Source organism: Kocuria sp. HSID16901, from assembly GCF_003989425.1.
Taxonomy (GTDB): Bacteria; Actinomycetota; Actinomycetes; order Actinomycetales; family Micrococcaceae; genus Rothia; species Rothia massiliensis.
Window position 1 is genome coordinate 1 of record NZ_RBLM01000007.1, and the last position, 23,799, is coordinate 23,799.

Sequence of the window (23,799 nt, forward strand, 5' to 3'; positions counted from 1 at the left end):
TTCGGTGGTTATGGCAAGAGGGGTACACCCGGTCTCATTCCGAACCCGGTAGTTAAGGCTCTTAGCGCTGATGGTACTGCACCCGGTAGGTGTGTGGGAGAGTAGGTCGCCGCCGAAAATATTTTTGTGGAGGAGAAGTGTTTGTGCCCTGTGTTGGGGTGTGGACGCTTCTCCTCCTTTTTTATTTAACACCCGTTCCATTAATGCCGACGAACGCCATGGTCTCGTTTGTGGACGCTCCGACCTGAGACGCATGACGAGTCGTACATCATGAGCCAACTCTGAACCGCGATATGCCGAACAGGCCCCAAGGTGCGTAAACTTTCCAGGAGAACCACGTGGGCTCTCGGGGTTACCAGAGATCACGTACTACGTACATAGAGGAGAAGCAGCTTGGCTGACGACGATCGTAGGCATTCGGAGCGCGGGAATGACCGCCAGCAGTACCGCCGTTCGGGCCAGGAAGGGCGTGGTCGGGGGAGTAACTCTGACCGTAACGGTGGATACGGACGCAGCGGCGGATACGACCGGAGCGGTGGCCAACGGCGTCGGGATGACCGCGGAGCCGGGAGCAGAAGCGGGGACCGTGATCGTCGCTTCAACGATCGTCAACCTTATGACAGGTCAGACCGTGACCCCCGCCGGAAGGATCAGGATCCGGCGGGTCGCTTTGATCGTGGTCAGCGCGACCAGCGCTCGAATCGTGACGGCTATCGCCCGTCGCGCCCAAAGGCTCCGGAAATCGATGAGGAGGTTACCGGTCGGGAACTCGACCGCTCCGTGCTGAGCGAGTTGCGCGTCCTGGAGAAGGACAACGCCGACGTCGTCGCCAAGCACCTGGTCATGGCAAGCCAGTACCTTGAGGTCGATCCCGAATTTGCTCTCGAGCATGCGCAGGCAGCGGTCCGTCGAGGTGGGCGCGTTGCCGCAGTGCGTGAAGGAGCCGCCATCGCAGCGTATGTTGCTGAACGTTTTGACGTTGCGCTCCGTGAGCTGCGCACGCATCGCCGGATGACGGGTTCGCACGAGCACATCGCTTTGATCGTCGACTGCGAGCGTGCTTTGGGGCGGATCGACAAGGCCCTCGAGACCGCGAGTGACCCTGAACTCTCGGATCTTCGCGGCGCGGAAAAGGTCGAGTTGGCCATGGTCGTCGCGGGAATTCATCGTGATCGTGGGGACCTTGCCACAGCCAAGAAGGCCTTGGAAATTCCTGAATTGAACCGTCAGAAAGCATTTTCTTACAGCCCGCGACTCTTCAGCGCCTACGCGGACTTGCTCGAAGAAATGGGGGAGACGAAGGATGCGGCGTCTTGGGCCCGACTCGCCGTCGTCGCCGAAGCCGCTCTGGGTCAGGGCCAGTTTGAAGACCCGGAAATTTACGAAATCGATGTTCTGCCGGATGAGGAGTCGGTCGATACCGCAACGGGAGAACAGGGCGTAGATCTTGACGAGGCCATGATCGAGCAGCGCCAGACTCGAGAGCCGCAACCCACGGATGACCTTTCCGAGACTGAGCACGAAGAATTCACTCCTTCGGAGTCCGCCGTCGCCGACGGGGTCGCCTCGGTAGAGGACGAGACCGGGAAGGATCCCGAATCCGAGCCGATCCAGGAACCCGAACGGAAGGACGACTAAACCCTCCATGCCTTCGCTGATTTCTGCATTTGATGCGATTCTCTCGGACCTCGACGGCGTCGTATACGCGGGCCCTCACCCGATCGACGGTGCGGTGGACTCACTAAACACAGCGTCTGAGCAGGGCATTGAAGTCGCGTACGTGACCAATAATGCCTCGAGGTCCGTGGAAACCGTCGCAGAGCATCTTCGCTCTCTCGGGTTGTCCGTCGATGCGGACCATGTCATCAGCGCGGCACAGTCGGCGGCCAGCTTGGCGGTCGGGGAGCTGGGAGAAGGGACGCCCGTCGCCATCTGCGGATCCTCGGCTCTGGCAGATTGCGCCCGAGAGGTAGGTCTTGAAGTCGTGGGGTTCGGAGACCAGCCGCGTGCTGTCCTTCAAGGATTCGAACCAGCACTGGGATGGCAGGACCTGGCGGAAGCCTCGTACCTCCTGGCGAACCGTGACGTCCTCTGGATCGTGTCTAACACCGATATGACGATCCCCAAGGAACGCGGTATTGCACCCGGGAATGGAACTCTGGTTCATGCGGTCGCCGCAGCCACCGGTCGTACGCCACGTGTTGCCGGTAAGCCCGGCTCCACCATATTCTCAACGATCACGGACCGGCTCGGCGTGAGCTCTCCCGTGGTAATAGGGGATCGTTTGGATACCGATATCCTCGGTGCACAACAGGCCGGCCTGCCCAGCATTGCCGTCATGACCGGGGTGCAGACTGGGGACGACATCGTGAATGCTCGTGTTGCCGAGCGTCCCACCTACGTGGTCGGAACGCTCCGGGAACTCTTTACCGAGTACGACGAACCACGCGTGGACTATTCCGGTGACGCCATCGTGGCTCGCCTCGGTGACCAGGTCTCCGCGACCGTGCAAGATGACTCCGTGAACGTCGTAGCGCACGATTCCGTCCCCGAGGTCAAAATAGTTCGGACGGCCGCGGCCGCGTGGTGGGCTGCCCGCCCAGAGGCCGAGACCGCGACGTCGGCACGGGTGATTCGTGCATGAGCGAGACTCCGCGCGACGACGCCGGACCCGACGTCGAAGGACGCAACGAGCACTCCGACGCGCTACATGACTTTGCGCAGCTAGGTACGGAAGACAGCTTGGACCGTCTCCTCGACCGCTTGGAAGAAACACCCGTTGATGAGCACGTAGCGGTTTACGAACAACTACATGCTCAGATTCGGAAGATGCTCGACCGGGATCCGAGTTCCTTGCCCGAGGGCCTGATACCGCGCGCCAACCGACAGGCGGAAAGCGCAGAGTCTCAATCGAGGGAATCGTGAGGCTGGACCAGTGGCTCGTCGCCCGCGGCCATGTAGCGTCCAGGACTTTAGCCGCTAAGGCCATAGCTGCCGGCCGTGTCGAGGTGAACGGTCGCACCGTGAGCAAGCCTTCGCGCCCTGTGGGAGAGCACGACAGCGTCGTCGTGCAGGAACCTGCCACACGAGAATATGTCAGCCGCGCCGGGCATAAGCTGGCCGGGGCCCTTCGAGCATTCCCCCAGGTGGCGGTACGGGGCTGTCGATGCCTCGATGCTGGAGCTTCAACGGGTGGCTTTACCCAGGTTCTTTTAGAGGCTGGTGCCGAGCAGGTCGCGGCGGTCGACGTCGGGCACGGGCAACTTGACCCGCGTGTCCGGGCCGATCCGCGAGTCGTCTCGATGGAAGGCCTCAACGTTCGTTCTCTGACGATCGAGGACATCGGGGGAACGGTGGACCTTGTCGTAGGAGACCTCTCCTTCATCTCCCTGACGCTGGTGATCGAGCCCCTCGCCCGCGTCACCCGCCCGGGAGGCGCACTGATTCTCATGGTTAAACCCCAATTTGAGGTCGGTCGGTCGAAACTGGGTAAGGGCGGCTTGGTGAAAAGCGACGCCGATCGTGAAGCCGGCATCGAGTCTGTTCGACGAGCAGCGCGGAGCCTCGGACTCGTCATCGAGGACGAACGCCCCTCCGAGTTACCTGGTCAGAACGGAAACCGCGAACACTTTCTGCTCTTACGTCAGCCGGGCGCCCTCTCGGAAGCAGAGTCATGACGACGCCATGGAAATCACCCCGGCGCGAAGGAACCTTAAAGTGTCAGTCCTCTCGCCTAGGGTAGGACTACGGAACTGACCGGGAGTTCCCATCGCCCCTCATCGGAAGGCAAAAGAGCATGAGCCGCAAGATACTTCTGTTCGCGCATACGGGTCGCCCCGAGGCAACCGCTGCGGCGACTCAAGCGTGTGTGCGCCTTCATGAGGCGGGCCTCACCCCGGTCATGAGCCGCACGGACCTCCAAATCTTGCGTGGAACCGAAGCTGAAGCCGTGGGCGTCCAAGTCATCAACGACAACGTTCCGCTGGACGATATCGAACTCGGCGTCGTTCTCGGAGGCGATGGGTCCATCTTGCGCGCCGCCGAAATCATCCGGCACACCAACATTCCTCTGATCGGCGTCAACCTCGGCCACGTCGGCTTTCTTGCCGAATCGGAACGAAGCGACCTGGACGAAACCGTAGACCACATCGTCAATCGCTCATACACGGTCGAAGAGCGTATGGCGATCGATATTCTGGTCTGGAATTCCGGTCAGATTCTGAATCACACCTGGGCGCTCAACGAGGCTTCCGTGGAAAAGGGGAACCGGGAGAAAATGGTCGAGGTCGTGATTGAGGTAGACGGCCGGCCCCTCAGTACGTTCGGATGCGACGGCGTCGTCATGGCCACACCCACGGGGTCCACCGCATATGCCTTTTCCGGTGGTGGGCCAATCGTGTGGCCTGAGGTCGAGGCCATGCTCATGGTTCCCCTCAGCGCCCATGCCTTGTTCTCTCGTCCCATGGTGACGGCACCGACCTCAACCATGGCGGTGGAGATCTTGCCGACGAACGGTCACTTCGGTGTTCTTTGGTGCGACGGTCGCCGCACCACCGAATTGCCGCCAGGTTCCAGAATCGAAGTCAGAAGGTCCGATAAGCCGGTTCGGCTCGCTCGAATTCACCCCGCGCCGTTCTCAGAGCGGCTGGTGCGAAAATTCGACCTACCAACCCGAGGCTGGCGCGGACCCGTGGACCGCATGGACGTCGCCGAACGGAACCTGCCCGACACTGAGGGAACGGAGCAACCATGATCGAAGAAATCCACATTCGCGATCTCGGTGTCATCACCGACGCGACCCTTCCCCTCGGCCCGGGGCTGTCCGTGCTGACGGGGGAGACGGGCGCCGGTAAAACGATGGTCGTGACCGCACTGGGGATGCTTCTTGGCGCGCGGTCCGATGCCGCGGCCGTTCGCTCCGGTGCGCGTTCGGCACTTTCCCAGGCCGTAGTGCGCCTTCCTGAGGGGCACGCCGCCCTGGCCCTTACGGAGGAGGCCGGTGGAGAGGCCCACACCATCGAATCCGACGAGTACTCGGAACGCCTGCCCCAAGAACTCATCGTCTCCAGAACCGTCAACGCCACCGGACGCTCACGGGCCACCGTCGGCGGGGCCGCTGCTCCCATCGGCGTGTTATCTCGGGTGGGCGAAACCCTCGTGGCCGTCCACGGCCAATCCGACCAACTCCGGTTGCGCTCCGCGGAGGCCCAACGGTCCGCGCTCGACGCCTACGCTGGCAACAAACTCGCCAAGAAACTCGACGAATATCACAAGAACTATGAGGAGTACCGTGCCTCTGCACGGGAATTGCGGGAAGTTCGGGAGAACGCGCGCGCTCGCGCTTTCGAAGCCCAAAGCCTGAGCCAGGCGCTCAAAGAAATTGATGCCGTCAAGCCGCAACCGGGCGAGGAAGAAAGCCTTGATGCCGAATCTGCCCGATTGACCAACGTCGAACAGCTCCGAACCGCGGCCGGGGTTGCCCAGTCCGCTTTGGTCGGTGGGGGCGACTCGGATGTGGAAGCTACCACCGTGTCGGTGCTCTTGGACTCCGCTCATCGGGCACTCGCGCAGGAGGCCGACGACGACGCCGCGCTCGCCGCTCTAGCCCAGCGGGTCCGCGAACTCATGATTCAGGCCACCGACATCGGTGAAGAACTTTCGGGGTACCTTTCCGACCTCAACGCCGAATCATCCGGGCGGTTGACCGAAGTCGAAGCGCGGCGTGCGGCTCTGAAGAAGTTGACACGAAAATACGGGGCGGACATCCCCGAGGTCCTCGAGTGGGCAGAAACGAACCGGGCCCGGCTCGAACAGCTCACGGACGATCCTGCCCGCTCTGAAGCGTTGGAGGAAAAGCTTCGGACGCTGCGCAAAAATATGCAGGCCCAATCTCTCGAACTGATGGAAATGCGTACCGCGGCCGCAAAGAGGCTCTCTGGCGCTGTGTCTACTGAGTTGAAGGCTCTCGCGATGCCCAACGCCTCCCTCGTCGTCGAGATTGCGGAAGCTGAAAAATTTGGGCCCGATGGCAAGGACACAGTGTCTTTCAAGCTGGCTCCTCACGAAGGAGCTCAGCCCCGACCCCTCGGCAAGGGGGCGTCGGGTGGCGAATTGTCCCGAGTCATGCTGGCCCTCGAAGTTGTCTTGGCCGAAGTGGACCCGGTGCCCACCTTCATTTTCGATGAGGTTGACTCCGGTGTCGGCGGCAAGGCAGCGGTAGAAATAGGAAAACGCCTCGCTCACTTGGCTCAGCATGTTCAAGTACTCGTGGTGACTCACCTTCCGCAGGTTGCCGCCTACGCTGACCGACACGTTTTGGTGCTCAAATCGAGTGACTCGACGGTGAGTGACGTCAACGTCCTCGATGCCGAAGGCCGAATCGTCGAACTCGCTCGCATGTTAGCGGGACACGCCGATTCCGAGGCCGCCAGGGCCCACGCTAAAGAACTTCTCAAATCCGCCGGTCAGCTGTGATTGGCACTCGTCAGCCGTCTGCCCGGTCCACGACCGGTGCGATGGAAACCCCTCGTGATAGGCTTGAATTCCGTGGTGAACGATAAGCAGACATCCTCGGCAACTTCTCAACGCGACGAAAAAGTGACTCGTCAGATCTTCGTGACGGGCGGTGTCGCATCCTCTCTTGGTAAAGGCCTGACGGCGTCAAGCTTGGGCCGCCTCCTTCGCTCGCGCGGACTCTCCGTGACGATGCAAAAGCTCGATCCGTATCTCAACGTCGATCCGGGCACAATGAACCCCTTCCAACACGGCGAAGTGTTCGTCACGGACGACGGCGCAGAAACCGATCTCGACATCGGTCACTACGAACGTTTTCTCGACGAAAACCTCGACGCTTCCGCGAACGTAACGACCGGCCAGGTGTACTCGACCGTGATCGCCAAGGAGCGTCGAGGCGAGTATTTGGGCGATACGGTTCAGGTCATCCCGCACATCACCGACGAAATCAAGGCACGAATGCGCCGTCGGGCGACCGGCGACGCTGATGCCCCGGACATCATCATCACCGAAATCGGTGGAACCGTCGGAGATATCGAGTCCCAGCCATTCCTTGAAGCAGCTCGTCAGGTTCGCCGTGACGTTGGGCGCAAAAACGTCTTCTTCCTTCACGTCTCGCTGATTCCATACATCGGCCCCTCGGGTGAGCTGAAGACCAAGCCCACCCAGCACTCCGTTGCGGCGTTGCGTGGCTTGGGGATCATCCCCGATGCGCTCGTCTTGCGGTGCGTGCAAGATATCCCGGAATCCCTCAAGGCCAAGGTCGGGGGAGCGTGCGACGTCGACACCGAGGCCGTCATCTCCTGCCCCGACGCCCCGAGCATCTACGACATCCCGAAAACCTTGTTCCACCAAGACTTGGACACCTACGTTTTGGATTACCTCGGGTTGGATTATCAGGAGGCCGACTTTGAGGAGTGGGACAAGCTCCTCAAAGTGGTCCACGAGCCGACGCACGAAGTCACGGTCGGTTTGGTGGGTAAGTACATCGACCTGCCCGACGCCTATCTCTCGGTTTCTGAGGCACTACGCGCGGGTGGTTTCGCTAATGATGCGAAGGTCAAGCTCAAGTGGATCGCCTCGGATCTGTGCGCCCAGCCAGAAGGCGCGGCACACCAACTCGCTGACGTGGACGCCATCTGCGTCCCGGGAGGCTTCGGAATCCGTGGCCTCGAGGGCAAACTTGGCGCGCTTCGCTACGCCCGGGAGAACGGGATTCCCGCTCTCGGCCTGTGCTTGGGACTTCAATGCATGGTGATTGAATACGCGCGCAACGTCGTCGGACTCGAGGACGCATCGTCCACGGAGTTTGAGCCCGAGACGTCGACCCCGTTGATCGCGACGATGGAAGAACAGAAGCAGTTCGTTGAGGGAGCGGGGGATCTCGGCGGAACCATGCGTCTTGGCCTGTACCCGGCCACGTTGGCTGAAGGTTCCGTGACTGCGGCGGCGTATGGCGCAACCGAGGTCGAGGAGCGGCACCGCCACCGCTACGAGGTCAACAACGCCTACCGGGACGACCTCGAAAAAGCGGGCTTGGTGATTTCCGGGACCAGCCCCGACGGCCGATTGGTAGAGTTCGTAGAATTGCCGGCCTCGGAGCATCCCTACTATGTGGCGACTCAGGCGCACCCCGAATTGCTTTCGCGGCCCACGCGCTCCCACCCGCTGTTCAGCGGTCTGGTGGCGGCGGCGCTCGATCGTCTCAAATAAGCCACAACCAGCAGAGTTTTCCCCTGAAGATTGAAGGACCGCTGTCTCCCCGGGAACGGGTTGACGGCGGTCCTTCATTTTAGCTTTTCAGCATCACGCCGACACCGTGAACTTTTGGAGATTTACGACCCGATCGCAGGATCGAGCGACATCGTGATCGTGGGTAGCGATCACGGCACAGGCTCCCTGATCGGTGAGACGCCGCACGGATTCGATGATGACCCGTGCATTCGCGTCGTCGAGAGACCCCGTCGGTTCATCCGCCAGGATCAACGAGGGCTTCTTGACGAGAACGGCGGCAAGCGCCACCCTCTGTTGTTCGCCGCCGGAGAGCCCGCAGACCTTATCCTTTTCCCTGCCCACCAGGCCGAGACTATTCAGGGCCTGCGAGATGTCCGAGGCGCTTGGGCGGCGCCTTCGGGGCATGATCCGCAGCGGATCAACGATATTCTTCTCCACGGATTCCGACTCGACTAGAGCGAAATTCTGGAACAGATATCCGACGTGGTCGCGTCGAAATTTACGTCTCACGGCGCTCGAGGCCGGATGTACCTCGACGCCACCGACCGTGAGTGAACCGGTGGACGGACGGGTTAGTGCACCCAAGCAGTTGAGGAGCGTCGTCTTACCTGACCCCGAAGGACCCATGAGGGCTACCATCTCACCGGGTTCGGCCGATATCTCGAGGGAACTCCATAGAGTCCGGCCCCCGAGTTCCATGTACTCAGAGGCGAAATGAAGGTAGGGCGTCAATGAATTCGTCCTTTCTCTAGAACGGCCCGTCGGGAGAAAACAAGGATCCCCGTTCCTGCTAGGAGGAGGACGACGGCGCCTACGCACAGCCCTGCGACGAAGAGGAACCTGATGTACCCCATGACTTCCAGTGAGGACTGAGAGATCAGGGCCATGGGATCTTGGGCTTGATGTATCAGATGCCCGATGACAGCCGGGAATGATAACCACACCGCGCCAATTCCTGCGAAAGCTGGGCCGGCAGCGAGCATTGGGTTCCAACCGAAGAGGTGCCTTCGGAATAGCTGGTCCTTACGGGCCGCCGCATAGGTAGCCGCGAAAGCTAGACACGAGAACACGACGAGTAACGCATAGACCACGATTGCGGATCCAGTGGCTTGAAGATCGGCTATGGTCAATTTGAGGGCATGTGCCTGGTACGTCGAGCCGGGCGTTGGAGGATTGAAGTAGCGTTCCGCGGTGGACTCACGGAGACGGTTCGATGCGGCCTCTGCGTCTCTCACCAAAAGGCCGCCATCTGTCACCCATGCAGAGATCGCCCTGGGGTTTTCGATGAGGACGTGATCGGGCAAGACCACCACTAGGGGGTTCTCGACGAATTCCTTCTTCTCGTGAGTCAAATCTCCATGGGTGAAGACGTCGCCCGTCGTATCCGTGTCCACGACCTTAAGAGCAGGTAGCTCCATGCCGGGGATGAGATCGTCCACAGTGAGATTTTCGGCTGGTGCACCATAGGGTTTGAAGGCCAGGGCGGTCTTTGAACGTTCCATCTCCTCGAGCGCGACGTGATCCGAGACTCCGTGGATTCTGTGGTGTCTCAGGTATTCGGGATTTACGTAGACGGCGGGGTAACTGGACTCGATGACGGCGTCGTCGTTCGGAACGTGCTGACGGACTTGCGAATGGCTGATGATCACATTCCCATGCCGAAGTTCAGAGACGAGCCAGTCCGTGATGAGCTGATCTTCCGCTTGACTCCAGGTGGGACCGTTGACCGGCAAAAATGCGGCCTCGGGTGTTTCTTTCCATTGTTCGAAGGCCCTGAGATGCGAAGTTGCCAGACCAAATTGGCCGTACCAAGCACCGAGCGAGACCAGAAGAAGCGTGACACAGGTGATTTTCAGTAGGCAGAGCAACCCATACAACGATTTCACCGGCCTCTTGCCCGTCAGCGTTGCGGGCACCGGAACGAGGTACAGCAACCCCAAAGCAAGAAACCGGGACACAATGACCGCGGCTATGAATACTGTGGCGAAAGATCCCAAGACGGCAAGATAAATACCGAATGAGGCGAGCCCATTGTAGAAGGTCAAAAATAAGGCAGTAATCCCGGTGGTCACCAGGAGTCCGGCAAGGTATGGGACAGCCCCGCTGCAGAAATCATGACCCAGAATTCGCCCGACGGACCAACCAGCGAGCCGCAGCCGTGCGACCTTCTTGGCGCTCACCAAAGTCATGGCACAAGAGAAACAAGACGCCGCCACGAGGCTGGCTATCAAGGCAAAGGATAAGGGAGAGCCAATATTTTGCCCCAAAACTTCATCGAACGAGTAGCGATCAAACTGTCGTACCGTGTATCCCTGTGCAGCAAGCGCATCGTCCAGACCTTCCATCGCCTGGGCATCTCCGAAAAGGAGATAGAACGCACGGGGATCCTGTTGCGAAGAATCCCATGGTTTCACCACGACGTCGTATCCAGCGTTAAAGGGCGAGTATCCGTCGGTCAAAATTTTCTGCGAAGGATGCTGCGGTTGCGTGATCAGGACCTGCAGCTCCGCCCCGCTGGCAGGCGACTCGGCGTTATCCGAGAGCCGAGCGATGTTAAGGTGCCGGCTTTTCGCCTCAGTCTCTAGCGTGCGTAGGAACTCCGGACTGGAGGTCGGAGTGTCAGCTCGGGGACTCGTGATGTCGGAGGATATGGAAAGCACATTCCTCCCCACCAGTGGAGCATCGGTCTCGGAAAGCCAGAGTGTTGCGAAGGAAAAGACGGCTGCCGCCAGCGGAACGAAAAGCAAAGTGAAGAATCTTTTCGTAAATTCCATGTTCCTATTAAAGTTAATTGCGTGCTGGGGTGAGATTAGCAGTAGTCCCAGTAAGCCTTATTTCGTGTCCAAGTTTGTGGGGCAGAGTCATTGTCATGAGCCTGCGCATGTGAAGGATTCAGGGGTGGCAAGTGCGACTACTCCAAAGGGCAATATTGTTCGCTTCACAATTATTTACCTCTCGTATGTTGATCCAGCTGGGTGAAAAAAGTTTAATACAAGACGCAATGTGATCGGTATTGTTTTGTGGAGTGGATGGTTAATCTCTGCGTGTAAGTAATTAGTTAGACTGTCTATTTCTGAAGAATCCCCAAGTGGGGCAGCAGTTTTCTCGTGAAGGGTCTCGAAAGCCACACTTACTCGATGGCCTGCAGATTGAGGCTCTTCGTCGCGAGACATACCGTCCAGGGGCGGCAGGCCCGGCGCGGTCACTGGCCGTCGTCGCGCGGCGAAGTTTGCCGGGTGCCGCCCCTGCCAAAGACCAGCGCTCAACCGTGTACTCCTGTGTACCCTGGGGGCATGACGGATAACGACGCAGCTACCCCGGAACCTCAAGTCGGTGACGGATACGTGCTCCAAGACCATGTCAATCCGCGGGAACTGGTCGCCAGCGAAACCCTTGTTGAGGGTGCGATATTCGACGTCGTGCGGGACCGCATTCGTCTCCGTCCGGAGAAGTCTGCAGAGATTCTCAACCGTGACTACTTGCGTCATCCCGGTGCCGTGGCCATCGCGGCGCTCAATGACCGGAACGAAATCCTCTTGATCAACCAGTATCGGCAGCCGGTCGGCATGAACCTCTGGGAAATTCCCGCCGGCCTTCTCGATATCGAAGGGGAAGAGCCGCTGGCGGCCGCTCAACGGGAACTAGCCGAAGAAACCGATCTCACCGCGGACACGTGGCATACTCTCGCGGAATTCAATAATTCACCGGGTTGCTCGACCGAAGCCAATAGGATCTTTTTGGCTCGGGGCATCGGGGAAATGGCACCCGAGGACCGCACGGAACGGGAAGGCGAAGAAGCCGAAATTGTCACCCGTTGGGTCCCTCTGGAGGAAGCTGTCACCGCGGTGCTAACCTCCCGGTTGCATTCGCCGTCGGCGAATATTGCGATCCTGGCCGCTTACGCGAGCCTTCAACGCGGCCATCAAGACCTTCGTGCGCCCAACGAACCATGGCCTGCGCATCCGAACCTCCGCACATCCTCCGATGCCTAAGCTCGACGTACCGGCCGGGTTTGAACGTCCCGTCCAGCGATATCTCCAGCACCTCACGGTCGAACGCGGCCTCTCGGCCAATACTCTGGCCTCGTACCGGAGAGATCTCGGCCGATACCTCGACTTCCTGACCGAACAACGTTCCGTCCAGAGCCCCCAGGACATCACGACCGACGACGTGCGGGACTACGTCCAACACATGGCACGGCCCGCCTCCGAGGGCGGATGTGGCTTGTCGACCCGCAGTGTGGCCCGAGGTGTCGTTTCAGCGCGGGGGCTTCACAAATTTTGGGTTCTCGAAGGAATCACCGAGGATGATCCCGCGGCGACGGTCAACCCGCCGAGTGCGGGGGAGCGCCTACCGAAGGCCCTGCCCGTGGATACCGTGGCGCGCATCCTGGAGGCTCCTGATCGGGAGACCCCAGCGGGGCTTCGAGATGCTGCGCTCCTCGAATTCCTTTATTCCACCGGCGCGCGAATCTCCGAGGCCGTCGGAATTGACCGAGACGATCTCTCTTCCGAATTCGCGGGTGAAGCGGGAGGAACGGAAGACCCCAACGGGCTGGGCGGCGCAGCCCGCCTCGAAGGCAAGGGTGGTAAACAGCGGCTAGTCCCGGTGGGCTCCTACGCCGTCGACGCAGTGAGCGCGTACCTGGTGCGTGCCCGTCCGCTTTTCGCGGCCAAAGGGTCGGCTACGCCCGCACTTTTCCTGAACGCCCGGGGCGGTCGTCTCACACGGCAAGGGGCGTGGCTGATATTGAAAAAGGCGGCCGCCAGGGCGAACGTCACCGAAGAGCTTTCGCCACATACATTGCGGCATTCTTTTGCAACTCACCTGATTGAAGGCGGAGCGGATATTCGCGTTGTGCAAGAACTGCTCGGACACTCCTCGCTGACGACCACACAGATCTACACGCGGGTGACTGCGGACACTCTCCGGGAGGTGTTCCTTACGAGCCACCCGCGCGCGGTCGGCTAATAGTTCCGCTGACCTAGGCGGTCAGCGGAACTGAGGCCTCGTCCGAGGCGACTCGGAAGGCAAAGGTCTCCTGGAGGTAAAGGTGCACGTTCTGCGCGTCATGGGAGTCGTACCCGATGGAAAGGTCAACGCCCAGGTGCAACTCGAAATCGCCGCCGCGAGTCGTGACGACCAGCGCGCCGTTGAGCGCAGGCGCCCAGATGATTTTCCCGTCCTCCTTGAGCACTCGTTGAAGGTGTTCGAGGATCGGGTAACCGTGATCCGTGGTTTCGGAGATGGCTGTGTACAGGTCCGCGGACACCACGAGGGTGTACGGCCCCTCGACTCCGGCGAGACGAAGCCGTGTCAGGGCTTGGGCGACGGATCGCGGCAAGTCGCGGACGTCCTCAGGGATTGCGATCGGTTCGTTGGAGCTGGCATCGACCATTCCCGTCATGCCGAGCTGGTCGTAGCCGTGGAATACCACGGTGTCCTCGGCGGCCGCGATGGTTGTGGCCGCGTCCTTGACCGGTTGCCAGTCGGAGTCCACGGAACCGCGCAATACGTCGTCGACGGCCTGGCGCGTCACGGTAAACGGGACCTTGACTTCGAGGACTGGAATGACATCGCGGCTACGGGTCTGTGCGCCGGGGACGATCTCTCGCCCGTCGGTCACGTGTCCCGCCGCAAGCGATGAGAAGGCGGTTCCCTGTGGCTCGGGCATGTCGACGACGCGTCGGCCGGCGATGTTTCGGCTAAAGGTTCGAATGGCTTCTTCCTCGATCTCGGCCCATGCGGCCTGAGAGACGGGGGCAAGTTCGCGGTGAAGATTGCTGCTGGTCATGTCTTCTCCTTTGCGCGCCGGTGATATCCGGCCGGAAGTCCCGCGACAGGTCGCGGGACGATGGGTTGTGGTTCAGGCTTGGAGGCGTCCGACGGTGAACCCCTCGGGGGGATGGTCGCCGGATTCGGTATCGGTTGGGAGCGGCGTCGAAGGTGCTGGTTCGTTGGTGGAGGCTGGGGAGCCTTCTGTGAGGGCATCGATATCGTCGAGGAGATCGATGCTCGGCACGAAGAATAGGGCCCCCGTCTGGGCGGTCGAGAAGTCCAGGATACGGTCGTAGTTTCCCGGTGGATCTCCGAGGAACATGTTCTCCAGCATCTGCTCGGTCACGCCTGGATCTTTGGCGTAGCCGATGAAATACGTGCCCATGTCACCGCTGCTGAAATCTCCGAAGGCCATGTTGTAGCGAAGAATATCGAGGTCGTTGCCCTCATCATCGCTCACGTCATTGAGCGCCAGATGTGAATTGGAGGGTTTTTCATCATCGGGAAATTCGAGGTCGTCAGACTTGGTCCGTCCGATCACCCGTTCTTGCTCTTCGACGGTGATGGAATCCCAAGCGGCTAAGTCATGGACGTATTTTTGGACATGCACGTAGCTCCCTCCGTCGAATTCCGGATCATCATCGATGAGCACGGCGTCGTAAGCTTCGTCATTTTCTGGATTTTCGGTTCCATCCACGAAACCGAGGAGGTCACGTTCATCAAAATATTTGAAGGCGTGGACCTCGTCTTCTACGGAAGTGTAGGGACCAAATTTCTCCATGAGGACCCGTGCGAGTTCGAAGCACATGTCTGGCGTTCGCCCACGGATGTGGAAGAGCAGGTCGCCGGGCGTGGAAGGGGCGTGATGAGGGTGACCGGTCAGCTCACGAAATGGATGGAGGTGCTGAGGACGGTGCGCATTCGGTAGCAGGCGGTCCCATGCCTCGGAACCGATTCCGACGACATTGAGGAGTTCTGCATCGGGGTGTCGGAAGCCGACAGAGCGGGTGAGTCCGGACACCGCAGGTAAAAGCCCGAGGACCGAGGATTCGGAACCGGGGTGAATAGTTAATGTCAGAAAAATGGATGATTTGGGCGGCGTTGCGACAACCTTTTGAGTCACCATAGATTTCACATCCTTTTCGTGAACTATTGATCACTGTACGCCGCAAACGGGCCCGGCCGCGTTTTTGCGCCCAGGCCCGTCGTCAGACGCCACAGTTCTACTGGACGTGGCGTTCGTCCGGACCGTCATATTCCGAAAGCGGGCGAATCAAGGAGTTATTCGCGAGCTGTTCCATGATGTGAGCGGTCCATCCCGTCATGCGTGCCGCGACGAAGAGCGGAGTGAAGGTCTGGGTATCAAAGCCCATCAAGTGATAAGTCGGCCCGGCGGGGTAATCGAGATTTGGCTTGATCCCCTTGGCTTCGTCCATCGACCGGGCAAGTCCGTTGTACAGGCCCAGCATTTCTCCACGGTCGTAGTAACGGATCATGTCGAATAGTGCCGACTGCATCGTGGGAACGCGGGAATCACCGTTCTTATACACTCGGTGACCGAATCCCATGACCTTCTTCTTCTGAGCCAGCGCCTCGTCCATCCATTCCTTGGAGCGAGCTTCGGCGTCGTCTTCGGATTCATCCTTACGGATACCGATCTCGTCGAACGTCTCCATGACGGCCTCATTGGCACCACCGTGGAGGGGTCCCTTGAGAGCGCCGATGGCACCTGTCACGGCTGAATGCATGTCCGCCAAGGAGGACGCGATAGTCCGAGCGGTAAAGGTCGAACAATTGAAGGAGTGCTCGGCGTACAGAACCATCGACACCTGGAACGCCGTTTTGACCTCGGGAGCCGCAACGTCGCCAAAAGTCATGTACAGGAAGTTGTCGCAGTAGTCGAGATCCTCACGGGGAGCGATCAGGGGTTCGCCATGACGACGTCGTTGGTCGTATGCGACGACGGCGGGCATGGCCGCAAACAGTTTCTTGGCCTTGACCAGGTTGGTTTCCGCGGACTGCTCTTCGGAGTCAGGGTCCTGCGCACCCAAGACAGAAACCGCCGTGCGGCAGACATCCATCGGGTGGCAATCGGTGGGTAAAGCGTCGATGACGGCCTTGAGCTCTGGGGTGAGCTCACGGTGCGAGCGCTCGAAGTCCTGAAATTCGCGCAGTTCTTCCTCCGAGGGAAGATCGCCGTTCCAGAGCAAAAGAGCTACTTCTTCAAAGGAGCAGTTCGCGGCGAGTTCCTGAACGGGGTAGCCGCGATACAGCAACGAATTGGTTTCGGGATTGACCTTGGAAATGGCGGTCGTGTCGGCGACGACGCCGGCCAGGCCTTTTTTGATGTCGTTGTGCTGAGTCGTCATGTGATTCTCCTTCGAATCCTTGATCGGATGATGGGAAGACTTAGCGGAACCGTTCCGGAACCTCGAAATTGAAAATGCCGGTGTCGAAGGTGTTGTACGACTCGTAATCCACGAGCTCGTACAGGCGTGCCCTCGTCAGCATGTCATCTACGGCGGCCTCTTGGGTGCCGTCGGCCTCAATGCGTTCCAAAACGCGTTCCATGGCGCCGAGTGAACTGCGAAGCAATGTCACGGGGTAAATCACCATGTCCACACCGGCTCCGGAGAGCTCGGTCGTCGTATAGAGCTTGGATTTGCCGAACTCGGTCATGTTGGCCAGCACCGGGACGTCCACTGCCTGGCGCACGGCCTCGAACTCGCCGAGATCCTTCATGGCCTCGGGGAAAATGGCATCGGCTCCCGCTTTGACCAGGGCCTTCATTCGGTCGATGGCCGCTTCCAATCCTTCCGCCCCGCGAAGATCGGTCCGGGCCATGATGAGGAAATTCTCATCTCGACGGGCTTCTGCCGCGGCGCGGATCCGCTTAATGGCGGTGTCCTCGTCCACGATGTTCTTGTTGTCCAGGTGTCCGCAGCGTTTGGGGTTGAACTGATCTTCGATATGGCAACCAGCCAGCCCGGCGTCTTCCAGCTCTTGAACGGTCCGGGCGACGTTCATGGGTTCGCCAAAGCCGGTGTCGGCGTCAACAATGGCCGGTAGGTTGGTCATTCGGGCAATCTGTCCGGCGCGCTGCGCAACTTCACTGAGCGTCGTCAATCCAATGTCGGGGAAGCCCAGCTCGTTAGCCAACACCGCGCCCGAAATATAGACGCCGTCGAACCCCTTCTCTTCGATCAAGCGGGCCGAAATTGGCGTATATGCCCCTGGAAATTGTTTGATGGTTCCGCCGCGGCGAGGCCCATCGCTCAAGAGGCTCCGCAATGCTTCGCGCTTCTGAGCCGGAGAGGTCTTCGGGTACAACATTTAGAACAATCCTTTCGAGCCGGTAGCGAGGTCGATGGAGGCCGTCACGTTGAGGGCATCCAGCTCGCCCGCTCCCAAGGAGGAAAGATTTTCGGCCGCCTCAATGAAGCGGTTGAGCTCGGAATCGGCCACGGAGCCGTCCGCCAGAGCCCGCAGTTTCCGGATGTACTGTTCGCGAGCAAAGGGCCGAGCCCCAAGCGGGTGGGCGTCGGCAACGGCAATCTCTTCCGTCAGGACGGTGCCGTCACGGAGGGTGATTTCTGCCCGACCGCCAAATGCCTTTTCTTGCGGGTCCACCGAGTGGTAGCGCCGGGTCCACTCGGGATCTTCCGACGTCGTGACCTTGTGCCACAGAGCAACGGTGTCGCGACGGCTTGCGCGCGAGGGGGCATAGGAACGATTGTGGTCCCATTCTCCATCCTGCAACGCGACCGTGAAAATGTACGGAATCGAGTGGTCCAGCGTTTCGCGGGAGGCGGTGGGCTCGTATTTCTGTGGATCGTTGGCTCCGGAACCGATCACGAAGTGCGTATGGTGCGATGTGTGCAGCACGATCGCGTCAACCTTTTCGGGATCGGCGATCTCGGGGTGTTCACGGTGGAGCTTGCGGGCCATGTCGATCCAAGCCTGCGCCTGATATTCGGCCGAATGCTCCTTCGTGTAGGAGTCCAAGATTCCTCGTTTGGCTTCGCCAGGCTCAGGCAACGGAACGTCGTAGGAAGCGTCCGGCCCATCGAGCATCCAGGCGATGACGCCGTCTTCACCCTCGTAGATCGGCACCGGTGAAGTCTGGCCGCGCATCGCACGATCCACAGCCTCAACCGCCAGCTTCCCGGCAAGTGCCGGCGCATGGGACTTCCACGTGGAAATTTCACCCTTGCGGGATTGGCGTGTGGCCGTGGTGGTGTGGAGAGCCTGCCCGACCGCCTGGAAGATGGTTTCGGTGTCAAGCCCCAAGAGGGTACCGATTCCCGCTGCGGCGGATGGCCCCAAATGGGCGACGTGGTCGATCTTGTGTTTGTGAAGGCAAATGGCCTTGGTCAGGTCGATCTGGATCTCGTAGCCGGTGGCGATACCACGAATGAGATCGGCACCCGTGCGGCCACTGTGCTGAGCCACCGCCAGGATCGGGGGGATGTTGTCACCCGGGTGGGAATATTCCGCCGCCAAGAACGTGTCGTGATAATCCAGTTCCCGCACGGCGACGCCGTTGGCCCACGCCGCCCATTCGGGGGAGACCTTGGCCAACGACGCATCGACTCCATACAGGGCGGAGCCGTTGCCGTTGGAGGTCGGTTTGTGCGTCAGTGCCTGGTCTCTTGCGGAAATAATGGGTCCGCGATTGAGGGAAGCGATCGCCACCGAGGCGTTATCGAGAATGCGGTTAATGACCATCTCCTCGACCTCGGGCTCGATCGCCACAGGATCGGTGGCCACGCTGGCGATTTTGTGGGCCAGCTGATCTTCACGGGCGAGGTTTTCTTCACTGCGGTAAACGCGAACGTTATGGGTAGTCGTCACGAGGCGTCCTCTCTCACTACTGGGCAACTTGATGTTTATTGGGATTTAGGCGGCATAGGCGTGCTCGCCATCGGTCTTCGGCACCGCATTGAGGATGGCCTGCAATGCGTGGGATAGATGGATTCGCGTCGCGGCTTGTGCGAGTTCGACGTCGCCGGATGCGATGGCGCGTGCGATATCGGCGTGTTCGTGGGCAGCCCGGACCAAACGACGGTCGTCGTCCTTGGACAATTTGCGGACTCGTCCAAGGTGAACTCGTAGCTGGCGTTGAGCCACCGCGAGGTACGAATTTTGGGCGGCCTCATCGATGGACGCATCCATCTCCTCGATGAGGGCGTAGTAGCCGCTTCGGTCGGCGTCGTCCTCGCTCAGGTTAAGGACGGCGTCGTCGAGGCGATGCGCTAAATTCTCGAAGGTCTTCGGCTGACCCTTGAGCGCGGCGAGGGCTGCCGCCTGGGAATCCAGAGCAACACGGAGTTCAAACATGGCGCGTACTTTGTCCACCGAGACGGGGGAGACCACGACGCCGCGGCCTCGACCCGGTTCGACGAGCCCTTCCGCCATCAAACGGGAAAAGGCCTCGCGCACGGGCGTGCGGGAGAATCCAAGACGTTCGGCCTGTTCCACCTCACTCAGCGTTGTGCCAGGGCCCAATCGCCATTCGATGATGTCGGTGCGCAACTGCTCATATGCGCGATCCGAAGCCTTCATCGTCGCCTCCTCGAATGCCGGTGAGCCCACAATGTGGTGGACGTCTCTTCCCCTCCATGTATACAGAAAAGCGTGATGAGGCGCAATGGTCTGGCATTTCGCGTGGTATTTCCTCAGTAATTGCACATTTTGTATACATAAGTCTTGTGTGCTGTGAGCCAAGACACTATGTTGGGTGCCACGCCAACCGGCTATCGGCCGTGGCGTGCCAAGAAATCCCACCCGGCCCATGTGAGGACGAGACGAGATGACATCGACGTACCGCGAAACCTTTGATCGAAGCATTCATCATCCCGAACAGTTCTGGCTAGAAGCAGCTCAGGGGATCGACTGGGTCAAACCGCCGAGCGTCGCCCTGGACGACTCCAGGGCGCCGATTTATCGGTGGTTCCCGGACGGGGAGTTAAACACGTGCTTCAACGCCGTCGATCGACACGTCGAGGCTGGCCGCGGAAACCAGGTGGCTATCCGCTACGACTCTCCAGTCACGGATACTCAGGCCGATATCACCTACGGCGACTTGCTCGAGCGCGTCAGGAAATTCGCCGGTGCGCTCGCGAGCAAGGGCGTGGCCCACGGCGACCGGGTTCTCCTTTATCTTCCGATGATTCCGGAGGCCATCGTGGCGATGCTGGCATGCGCGCGGCTCGGCGCCGTGCACTCGGTGGTTTTCGGCGGATTTGCGCCGAGTGAACTTGCTGCGCGCATCGATGATTGCACGCCGAAGGTGGTCGTGACGGCCAGCGGCGGTGTCGAACCCAAACGTCGGATCGAATACCTTCCTGCGGTGGCCGAGGCGCTGGGCCTCTCCGACCATCACGTGGACGCGGTCTTCGTCCGGCAACGAGACGGCTTCGAAGGAAACTGCGCGGAATCCGAAGCCAGCACCGCAGCCAGCGGGCTGAAGACCACATGGATCGACTGGGAGTCCGCAACGGCCGAAGCCAGCCCGTCCGACTGCGTGACCGTACGGGCAACGGATCCCCTCTACATTCTGTACACCTCGGGTACCACGGGAGCGCCGAAAGGCGTGGTGCGGGATAATGGCTCCCATGCGGTCGCGCTCCGCTGGTCGATGGACAATATTTACGATGTCGGGCCGGGGCAAGTGATGTTCACTGCCTCCGACGTCGGCTGGGTGGTCGGACATTCCTACATCGTCTATGCACCCTTGCTGACCGGGGCGACCACTGTGCTGTACGAGGGTAAACCGGTGGGGACTCCCGATGCGGGTGCGCTGTGGCGAGTCATCGAAGAATCCGGTGCCAAAGTCCTTTTCACCGCTCCGACCGCGCTTCGGGCGATCCGAAAATCCGATCCGGAGGGGAAACTGAGTCGCGACTACGATCTCTCCTCCCTGGAGACGTTATTTGTTGCAGGAGAACGCCTTGATCCGGAAACCTTCCGATGGGCCGGAGACCTCCTCGGCGTACCCGTTGCAGACAATTGGTGGCAAACCGAAACGGGTTGGCCCATCGCTGCTAACCCGCGGGGGCTCGAACCCCTCGACATTAAATCTGGCTCGCCTAGTGTTCCGGTGCCTGGCTACGACGTCGTCGTGCTGGACCCCACCGGCACTCCCGTGGCATCCGGTGAGGAAGGCAATATTGCGCTGCGTCTTCCACTACCGCCCGGGACCCTCCCGACGCTCTGGGGTAACGACGAGCGGTTCATCGCCTCGTATCTTTCGGCTTTCGACGGCTATTACGCGACCGGCGACTCTGGCTATGTGGACGATGACGGCTACGTATACGTGATGGGCCGGACGGACGACGTCATTAATGTCTCCGGTCACCGGCTGTCAACGGGTGCGATGGAGCAGGTGATCGCGGCCCATCCCGCGGTCGCCGAGAGCGCGGTGATCGGCGTCGCCGACGACCTCAAGGGCCAGCGCCCGTCAGGCTACGTGGTGCTTAAAGAAGGGGCCGAGATCACCGAGGAAGAACTCGCCCGTGAGCTGGTGGGAATGGTCCGTTCCACGATCGGAGCTGTGGCCGACTTCAAGGAGGTCCGTGTGGTCGAGGGATTACCCAAGACACGTTCCGGCAAGATCTTGCGCAAGACGATGCGTCAGATGGCCGACGGCGAAGAATACCGTGTGCCGTCGACGATCGAAGACCCGAGCGTTCTCGAGGGGATGCGCCAGATCGTGCAGAAAAGGTAATCACAGGAAGTATTTAGGAGAGCCAGGAATACTCCAGCTCGGGACGTCCCGGTGTGCCGTGGCGCGAACGGCGATCCACGCGGCCTGATTCGTGCAGGTACTCCAGATACCTTCGGGCGGTCACCCGGGATAACCCGAGTTGTTCCGAAATCTCACGTGCCGAAAGGCCATCCTTCGCCCTGCTCAAGAGGTCCGACAAATCGTCCAAAGTGTCTTCGGACAGCCCTTTGGGTAAGTCGAGGGTAGAGGTGGTGCTTTGGCGCTGGAAGAGACGGTCGATGGAGGCCTGGTCCCATTCGCCGCTCGTCCCGGCTCGCTGCCGATACTGCGCATACTCCTGGAGTTTCCGACCCAGATCCTCCAGGCGAAACGGTTTGACGAGATAACCAAATGCTCCGTGGAGGGTTGCGGTGCGAAGGCTTGCGGCTCGACGGTCCGCGGTGACCATCAGGAGGTCCACGGGCAACCCTTCCGCTCGGAGAAACTTCGCGACCTCGTACCCCGAACGATCCGGCAGATTGATATCGAGCAACACCAGGTCTACGGGCTCGTGGCGTGTGAATGAGGTTCGGATCGCTTCGATGGCACCCCGGGCATTAAAGGCGGTTCCGATCACGCTGAATCCTGACCGTGACCGGATGTATTCCGCGTGCGCCGAGGCTGTCACGCTTTCGTCGTCGACGACGATGACGCGCAGTGTCATCGGCTCCTCCTCTCCTCGCTCCGGGGAATGACAACGGTAAACACGGCCCCGGCGTCGTTAAAGACATCGATGCTTGCCCCGTGCTGGGCCAGCGTGTCGCGTACGAGGGCTAGTCCGAGACCGCGCCCCTCAGGGCCCGTGGGTTTAGTCGAGTAGCCCCACGAGAAAATCCGTGCGCGGTCATGGTCGCTGACACCCGGGCCGTTATCCGCCACGACGATGTCCCACCCGGCATCGGTTTCGCTAAGCTCCACCTCCACCGTGCCAGATTCCGTGGAACCGGCGACGGCATCGACGGCGTTATCCACGAGATTGCTGACCACGGTGACCAATTCGATTTCACTCAAGGGTATGGCGTCCCAATGTCCGTCGACCCGTACCGTGAGTTCGATGCCGCGTTCCTTGGCCTCACGAGCCTTACCGGATAGCAAAGCGGCAACGGCCGGCAGCTGCTCGTAGCTTCCCCACGATGGCATGTGTCTGCCGGTCGATTCGAGGTCTTCGCGAGCGAACTGGCGTGCCTCAGTTGTCCGGCCGAGGTCGAGCAGAGACACGACGGTATGCATTCGATTGCGATGCTCATGGTTTTGGATCCGGAGCATTTGCGCCATGGACCGGGTGGCCTCGGAATTCAGTATGTCCTGCTGGCTATAACCCAGGGTTGCACGGTGCAGATATCGGTATAGCAGCACGGTCGTCAATGTGGTGGTCACCAGCAGAATTCCAGCGAAGAGTCCGATGGCGGGAAGGCCGTCCCGGACGGTCGCGGAAATCTCCGTCACGGTTACTCCCGTCGACACGAGGCCGACGACGGTTCCATGGTCGTCGCGGATCGGCATGATCGTGCGCATGGACATCCCCAACGTGCCACGTTCCTTGACCGTCATGGTTTCCCCGCGTTGGGCTCGCGATATATCGCCGAGGTAGTGCTGACCTATATTGCTTTCGTCTGGGTGGGTGTACCGGATTCCTTCGGGGGACATGATCGTCACAAAGCTGACCGACGAACCGTTGACGACCTTCGAAACATAGGGCTGAAGCCCGGCGCTTGGATCGGCGGAGGTGACCTGCTGGATGACGAACGGGTCCTGGGCCAGAGTCGCGCTTTCGGCTTTCGTGATATCCGTGGCGCGTTGTTCCGCGGCGGACTGTGCACGCCACAACATGAGAAGACCGACGGTGCAGCACACGACCACCACAATCACCATCTGCAAGAGCAAGAAGATGCGGGCGATGGCCCAGGAGGAGAGCCCCCGGGCGCTGGCGCCGCGACCGAACGGCGATGTACGGGTCGCGGCGGCTACTTCAGTCGACCGCACGTGGCGCTCCTCACGAACTTTAT

Annotated in this window: 20 protein-coding genes and 1 rRNA gene; 11 read left to right on the forward strand and 10 right to left on the reverse strand. The window is 60.3% G+C overall.

Annotated elements, in window-relative coordinates; translation table 11 throughout:
* The 8 genes from rrf (at position 1) to D8M21_RS09115 (ending at position 8,226) form a co-directional block, all read left to right on the forward strand.
* Positions 1-118 (forward strand): 5S ribosomal RNA (gene rrf / locus D8M21_RS09080).
* A gap of 275 nt (positions 119-393) precedes the next feature.
* Positions 394-1,638, forward strand: a complete 1,245-nt coding sequence (locus tag D8M21_RS09085) for a hypothetical protein (protein WP_126855824.1) — start codon at positions 394-396, stop codon at positions 1,636-1,638.
* Between the two features lie 7 nt (positions 1,639-1,645).
* A complete protein-coding gene (locus D8M21_RS09090) occupies positions 1,646-2,644 on the forward strand; it encodes an HAD-IIA family hydrolase (protein ID WP_048678980.1) in 999 nt (332 codons plus the stop codon).
* On the forward strand, positions 2,641-2,925 hold the full coding sequence (locus tag D8M21_RS09095; protein WP_048678978.1) for a hypothetical protein: 285 nt from the start codon (positions 2,641-2,643) through the stop codon (positions 2,923-2,925). Before D8M21_RS09090 ends, D8M21_RS09095 begins: the two co-directional genes overlap by 4 nt.
* Positions 2,922-3,677, forward strand: a complete 756-nt coding sequence (locus tag D8M21_RS09100) for a TlyA family RNA methyltransferase (protein WP_082156649.1) — start codon at positions 2,922-2,924, stop codon at positions 3,675-3,677. The genes D8M21_RS09095 and D8M21_RS09100 overlap by 4 nt, the downstream gene beginning before the upstream one ends.
* Positions 3,678-3,796: 119 nt before the next feature.
* A complete protein-coding gene (locus D8M21_RS09105) occupies positions 3,797-4,753 on the forward strand; it encodes an NAD kinase (protein ID WP_048678972.1) in 957 nt (318 codons plus the stop codon).
* A complete protein-coding gene (gene recN, locus D8M21_RS09110) occupies positions 4,750-6,474 on the forward strand; it encodes a DNA repair protein RecN (RefSeq protein WP_048678969.1) in 1,725 nt (574 codons plus the stop codon). The genes D8M21_RS09105 and recN overlap by 4 nt, the downstream gene beginning before the upstream one ends.
* 54 nt (positions 6,475-6,528) lie before the next feature.
* A complete protein-coding gene (locus D8M21_RS09115; protein WP_048678966.1) occupies positions 6,529-8,226 on the forward strand; it encodes a CTP synthase in 1,698 nt (565 codons plus the stop codon).
* 93 nt (positions 8,227-8,319) lie between these two features.
* On the opposite strand, the gene D8M21_RS09120 is transcribed toward D8M21_RS09115, so the two are convergent.
* Complete coding sequence (locus tag D8M21_RS09120) at positions 8,320-8,979, reverse strand: ABC transporter ATP-binding protein (RefSeq protein WP_202975618.1); 660 nt, start codon at positions 8,977-8,979, stop codon at positions 8,320-8,322.
* Entirely contained in the window at positions 8,976-11,021 is a 2,046-nt protein-coding gene (locus D8M21_RS09125) for a hypothetical protein (protein ID WP_048678965.1), read from the reverse strand. The genes D8M21_RS09120 and D8M21_RS09125 overlap by 4 nt, the downstream gene beginning before the upstream one ends.
* 519 nt (positions 11,022-11,540) lie before the next feature.
* Between D8M21_RS09125 and D8M21_RS09130 the strand changes: the two genes are divergently transcribed.
* Together D8M21_RS09130 and xerD are read left to right on the forward strand one after the other, a co-directional pair.
* Positions 11,541-12,239 carry an NUDIX domain-containing protein gene (locus D8M21_RS09130; RefSeq protein WP_082156648.1) on the forward strand — a complete coding sequence of 233 codons (699 nt, stop codon included), beginning with the start codon at positions 11,541-11,543 and terminating at the stop codon, positions 12,237-12,239.
* On the forward strand, positions 12,232-13,218 hold the full coding sequence (xerD, locus tag D8M21_RS09135; RefSeq protein WP_048678962.1) for a site-specific tyrosine recombinase XerD: 987 nt from the start codon (positions 12,232-12,234) through the stop codon (positions 13,216-13,218). Before D8M21_RS09130 ends, xerD begins: the two co-directional genes overlap by 8 nt.
* Before the next feature lie 13 nt (positions 13,219-13,231).
* Here the strand turns inward: xerD and D8M21_RS09140 are convergent, their stop codons facing one another.
* From D8M21_RS09140 to D8M21_RS09165, 6 genes are all read right to left on the reverse strand, one after another.
* A complete protein-coding gene (locus tag D8M21_RS09140) occupies positions 13,232-14,041 on the reverse strand; it encodes a family 1 encapsulin nanocompartment shell protein (RefSeq protein ID WP_048678959.1) in 810 nt (269 codons plus the stop codon).
* A 72-nt stretch (positions 14,042-14,113) separates the two neighbouring features.
* Positions 14,114-15,151 carry a Dyp-type peroxidase gene (locus D8M21_RS09145; RefSeq protein WP_065424218.1) on the reverse strand — a complete coding sequence of 346 codons (1,038 nt, stop codon included), beginning with the start codon at positions 15,149-15,151 and terminating at the stop codon, positions 14,114-14,116.
* A 97-nt stretch (positions 15,152-15,248) separates the two neighbouring features.
* Positions 15,249-16,394: a bifunctional 2-methylcitrate synthase/citrate synthase gene (locus D8M21_RS09150; protein WP_048678956.1), complete on the reverse strand. Its 1,146-nt coding sequence runs from the start codon at positions 16,392-16,394 to the stop codon at positions 15,249-15,251.
* Positions 16,395-16,434: 40 nt separating this feature from the next.
* The gene (gene prpB, locus D8M21_RS09155; protein ID WP_048678954.1) at positions 16,435-17,358 is read right to left on the reverse strand and encodes a methylisocitrate lyase; all 924 of its coding nucleotides are present in this window, start codon (positions 17,356-17,358) and stop codon (positions 16,435-16,437) included.
* The gene (locus D8M21_RS09160; RefSeq protein ID WP_048678951.1) at positions 17,359-18,879 is read right to left on the reverse strand and encodes an MmgE/PrpD family protein; all 1,521 of its coding nucleotides are present in this window, start codon (positions 18,877-18,879) and stop codon (positions 17,359-17,361) included.
* Positions 18,880-18,924: 45 nt separating this feature from the next.
* Entirely contained in the window at positions 18,925-19,590 is a 666-nt protein-coding gene (locus tag D8M21_RS09165; protein WP_048678949.1) for a GntR family transcriptional regulator, read from the reverse strand.
* 247 nt (positions 19,591-19,837) lie between these two features.
* Here D8M21_RS09165 and D8M21_RS09170 point away from each other — a divergent pair, with 247 nt between their 5' ends.
* Positions 19,838-21,754: an AMP-binding protein gene (locus D8M21_RS09170; protein ID WP_048678946.1), complete on the forward strand. Its 1,917-nt coding sequence runs from the start codon at positions 19,838-19,840 to the stop codon at positions 21,752-21,754.
* Between the two features lie 13 nt (positions 21,755-21,767).
* Here the strand turns inward: D8M21_RS09170 and D8M21_RS09175 are convergent, their stop codons facing one another.
* Entirely contained in the window at positions 21,768-22,457 is a 690-nt protein-coding gene (locus tag D8M21_RS09175; protein WP_048678944.1) for a response regulator, read from the reverse strand.
* Positions 22,454-23,776 (reverse strand): sensor histidine kinase, encoded by a 1,323-nt coding sequence (locus D8M21_RS09180; RefSeq protein ID WP_048678941.1) that lies wholly within the window; start codon positions 23,774-23,776, stop codon positions 22,454-22,456. The genes D8M21_RS09175 and D8M21_RS09180 overlap by 4 nt, the downstream gene beginning before the upstream one ends.
* Positions 23,777-23,799 lie beyond the last annotated feature (23 nt).

What these genes read in the sequence shown, in the direction of transcription:
- D8M21_RS09165 (WP_048678949.1), bottom strand. Translation starts at nt 19,590, where the DNA reads ATGAAGGCTTCGGATCGCGCATATGAGCAGTTGCGCACCGACATCATC.
- D8M21_RS09150 (WP_048678956.1), bottom strand. Translation starts at nt 16,394, where the DNA reads ATGACGACTCAGCACAACGACATCAAAAAAGGCCTGGCCGGCGTCGTC.
- D8M21_RS09095 (WP_048678978.1), top strand. Translation starts at nt 2,641, where the DNA reads ATGAGCGAGACTCCGCGCGACGACGCCGGACCCGACGTCGAAGGACGC.
- xerD (WP_048678962.1), top strand. Translation starts at nt 12,232, where the DNA reads ATGCCTAAGCTCGACGTACCGGCCGGGTTTGAACGTCCCGTCCAGCGA.
- D8M21_RS09175 (WP_048678944.1), bottom strand. Translation starts at nt 22,457, where the DNA reads ATGACACTGCGCGTCATCGTCGTCGACGACGAAAGCGTGACAGCCTCG.
- recN (WP_048678969.1), top strand. Translation starts at nt 4,750, where the DNA reads ATGATCGAAGAAATCCACATTCGCGATCTCGGTGTCATCACCGACGCG.
- D8M21_RS09140 (WP_048678959.1), bottom strand. Translation starts at nt 14,041, where the DNA reads ATGACCAGCAGCAATCTTCACCGCGAACTTGCCCCCGTCTCTCAGGCC.
- D8M21_RS09090 (WP_048678980.1), top strand. Translation starts at nt 1,646, where the DNA reads ATGCCTTCGCTGATTTCTGCATTTGATGCGATTCTCTCGGACCTCGAC.
- D8M21_RS09170 (WP_048678946.1), top strand. Translation starts at nt 19,838, where the DNA reads ATGACATCGACGTACCGCGAAACCTTTGATCGAAGCATTCATCATCCC.
- D8M21_RS09125 (WP_048678965.1), bottom strand. Translation starts at nt 11,021, where the DNA reads ATGGAATTTACGAAAAGATTCTTCACTTTGCTTTTCGTTCCGCTGGCG.
- D8M21_RS09105 (WP_048678972.1), top strand. Translation starts at nt 3,797, where the DNA reads ATGAGCCGCAAGATACTTCTGTTCGCGCATACGGGTCGCCCCGAGGCA.
- D8M21_RS09130 (WP_082156648.1), top strand. Translation starts at nt 11,541, where the DNA reads ATGACGGATAACGACGCAGCTACCCCGGAACCTCAAGTCGGTGACGGA.
- D8M21_RS09145 (WP_065424218.1), bottom strand. Translation starts at nt 15,151, where the DNA reads ATGGTGACTCAAAAGGTTGTCGCAACGCCGCCCAAATCATCCATTTTT.
- prpB (WP_048678954.1), bottom strand. Translation starts at nt 17,358, where the DNA reads ATGTTGTACCCGAAGACCTCTCCGGCTCAGAAGCGCGAAGCATTGCGG.